The 3388-nt window shown below is 45.0% G+C and carries 3 protein-coding genes and 1 pseudogene; all 4 read right to left on the minus strand.

The annotated features are described in order from the left end of the window. Positions 1-433 (minus strand): annotated as a pseudogene (locus AACQ21_RS05405) (EAL domain-containing protein); the annotation flags it as partial. Positions 434-591: 158 nt separating this feature from the next. Then, the gene (locus tag AACQ21_RS05410) at positions 592-1230 is read right to left on the minus strand and encodes a CDP-alcohol phosphatidyltransferase family protein (RefSeq protein WP_105976712.1); all 639 of its coding nucleotides are present in this window, start codon (positions 1228-1230) and stop codon (positions 592-594) included. Continuing rightward, complete coding sequence (locus AACQ21_RS05415; RefSeq protein ID WP_105976713.1) at positions 1223-1870, minus strand: ATP-binding cassette domain-containing protein; 648 nt, start codon at positions 1868-1870, stop codon at positions 1223-1225. The genes AACQ21_RS05410 and AACQ21_RS05415 overlap by 8 nt, the downstream gene beginning before the upstream one ends. After that, a partial coding sequence (locus AACQ21_RS05420; protein WP_105976714.1) for an ABC transporter permease occupies positions 1836-3388 on the minus strand: 1553 nt, incomplete at its 5' end. The genes AACQ21_RS05415 and AACQ21_RS05420, both read right to left, overlap by 35 nt.

Consider the following 3388-nt stretch of genomic DNA (forward strand, 5'->3'; position numbering starts at 1 on the left):
CTTTTTGATAATAAATAAGTAGCTCTTTTTCTGTATTAAAAAGTGCGGGAGTGGTGGACATGTAAAACCCTGAAGAGAGGTCATAGGCTTTCAACTCATCCGAAAGTTGTAATGGGAAACCGACAGTCGAGCAGCTACGCCCGTCTTTGTTGACAACCGCGATCATTCTAATAAATCGGTTGTAGTACTTGGAATCACGAATTAATGACATATCGCTTGCTTGGCATTCATAATTTATCTGAGCGACTTGATCTAAAATCATATCATTTAAGCTCTGAGCTCTATTGGCCAAGTAAAGATTGACGGTATCGAGTTTGCTTTCCAGCACATAGCGTGTCAACGGATTGATTAATATTGGGATGGCTAACGAAAAAATAAGAGTCGGGATCAGAAAGAGTAAGATCGCTATTTTAACGGGTCTGGTCAAAGTCATAAATGCAACCTTAGGCATCGTTATGCCACTGCGTTAGTAAGTGCGCAGTTTAGCATGCCACTGGTTCAATTGATGAGAATTTCGAAGAGTTATACGATTACCCAATGTATTACATTATCTGGATTTGAAGCCGTAGTTCGAAGCCAAAAGTGATACCGTTAATCATGGTTGTATTCTTGACGTGAGTGAGTGTTAGAGAGTGTTTGAAATCCAGAATAAATGCGGGTAATGGTGGTGAACCAGCATGCGCCGCCGAATAGATAAGCTATTAAGGCAAAATGTTGAGGAAAAAGACAAAACAGGACGAAACAAGCAATCGTTTCCGTACCCTCAGTCAAGCCTGACATGTAATACAGTGATTTATTCTTGTAGATAGGGCTGTGGATGTTTCGCTTGCAGGCCATCACGGCGAAGGCAAGAAAGCTGCTTCCCGTACCGATAAAAGAAAAGATCAAAAAGGCACCAGCCACCGCATTGTGCTCAGGTGAAGCCAGCACAAAACCAAACGGGATGAGCGAGTAAAACAGAAAATCTAAACTGATATCAAGAAATCCTCCCGCATCGCTGACCCCCTGAATTCTTGCCAATGCACCATCAAGGCCATCTGCTATTCGGTTTAGTATGATGAAAATTAATGCCAGCGTGTACTGCGAGAAAGCAAGTGCAGGAAGTGCACAGCAACCTAAAGCAAAACCCCAGAGTGTCGTTTGGTTCGCTGTAATGCCTAAGCGATGAAGCCCTTGAGCTGTTTTCTCTAGTGGCCAACGAATGATTTTGACACTAAATCGATCAAGCATGTGCGCTCTCCCATGAGCAGGTTAAAATGCGGCTGTTAGGCGGAACATCGTCTTTATCGTGCGTGACCATCAAGGTCGGAATGCCTTCAGCGACCAGTTGATTGAAGACCCAATCCCTAAATTGGATCCGCAGTGCTTTATCTAACTTACTAAATGGTTCATCCAATAGTGCCAGTTTAGGTTGAGCCAGTAGCATGCGAGCCAAGCTAATACGTGCTCGCTGCCCCCCAGATATCTGTTCTGGGTAAGCATTGGCAAGATGTTCGAGAGAAATTTTCTGCAATGCTTTTTCTGCTTGAGACTGCCGTTCATGGCTTTTTACCGAGTTGGGCAAGGCAAAAGCCAAATTTTGCCAAACCGTCAGATGTGGGAAGAGCAGATCATCTTGAAATAAAATACCGACTTGCCGCTGATGTGCAGGCCGTAAAGTGATGTCGACATCGTCCAGTATAACTCTGCCTTGGAAGCTAAAATCCCTCCCCAAATGACCCGCAATTACATTAAGTAGCGTTGATTTTCCGCAGCCGCTCGGCCCCATTAAGCTAACAATTTCACCTGGGGAGATGGTGATATTTAAATCCGATAAGAGAACTTCACCATTTTGTTTATGGATGGCGAGGTTTTCGAGGCAGAACGTCATGAGTAATGGCTTCCTTACGGGCAGTTTTTTTAACAATAGGGTTCATGGTACGGCGATGAGTTTGAATGCGGCTGATCACAATCGCCAAGGTGAAAAAAATTAAAGGCAGTAGGGCTTGCCAAATTGCATAGATGGCGGTGACTCTGCGGTCAAAGCCACTTGAGAGTGCAACGGCTTCGGTAGTAATAGTAGCGATCCTTCCTGCGCCGAGCATTAAAGTCGGCAAATATTGCGCTAAGCTCACACTCATTCCAACCGCTGCCGCGTAAACGATGGCTGGTAAGAGTTGCGGCGTTTTAATTTGCCAAAATACTTGCCACGGCGTTTTTCCTAAACTCAACGCTGCTTTAGTCAGGTTTTGATTGTAGCTTTGCCACGGGCCATCCAACGCAAGGTAGACAAAAGGAAAGGCGAAGAATACATGTGACCATGTAACCCAAAGCCAATACTGATCGCTGGCTAAAAAGAGTGTGGCGATCTGCATGCCAAATAACAGTGAAAGCTGAGGAATGAGCATTGGCAAGGCGATCAAATAACTGGGTAAATGGCGCTGATATTTGAGCTTATACTCATGAGCGAGTAGAGATAACACCAGCGCAATCACAGTGCTGAATAGCGCTAATTGTACGCTTTGATAAATGGTTGGTGCGATATTCAACCATTCGTTGTCCCAAAAACGGGTACTGAACTGGCTGGGCCATAAGTCTGGAAAGCGCCAACGTTGTGCAAAACTCCAAACCACCATTAAAGGCAACATCAGCAGAGATAAGGTAATGATGAATAAAAACAGTGATTTTCCTGGCAAGGAAAGCGCATAGCGCCCTGAGTATTGCCAGCGTTTGTAGTGTTGCGTGGAACACTTTTCGATGAAGAGAACGATCAATAACATGGCGCTGGCAAGTATAAACAACAGAACGGCGCCAGCGGCGGCGCGAGGAATTAAGGCTAAGTTAGGGTCACTAAACCACTGCCATACCAATACTGCAAACGTTGGTGGATTATTGGGGCCTAAAATGAGTGCCAAATCGACAACGGATACGCCGTAGGCAATCACGGCAAAGAGGGCAAACCGCAGTTTATTTAACCACTGTGGGAAGATCACTTTTAGCCATAGTTGGGGTTGAGAATAACCCAGCGAAGCCGCTGCTTGTTGCAGTTTATCAATGTTTAATTGCTGCAAAATGGGGATGCTCATCAGCAGTAAAAAAGGAACTTCTTTAAGTGCTAACGCTAAGGTTAATCCGACTGCGTAAGGGTTGCGTACTAAAAGTGAAGCGCCATCTCCCATGAATGAGGTTCCAAACAGATGATACAAAAGGCGATCCGTCATGCCGCTTGGTGAGAATAAAAAAGCAAAACCAATGGCAAAAGCGACGTGAGGCATAGCCAGTAACGGTGATAAAGCGTTCTCTACTTTTGACCAGTGACGGCTGTGCCACAATGATTGCAATATCACAAAGCAGATCGCCGCGGCGAGATAGGTACTGATTAACGCAGAACCTATGCTAAGTAGTAGAG

The organism is Vibrio sp. V01_P9A10T6, assembly GCF_963877065.1.
Taxonomy (GTDB): domain Bacteria; phylum Pseudomonadota; class Gammaproteobacteria; order Enterobacterales; family Vibrionaceae; genus Vibrio; species Vibrio anguillarum.

Coding starts and splice junctions, on each gene's coding strand:
- AACQ21_RS05410 (WP_105976712.1), bottom strand. CDS start 1,230: ATGCTTGATCGATTTAGTGTCAAAATCATTCGTTGGCCACTAGAGAAA.
- AACQ21_RS05415 (WP_105976713.1), bottom strand. CDS start 1,870: ATGACGTTCTGCCTCGAAAACCTCGCCATCCATAAACAAAATGGTGAA.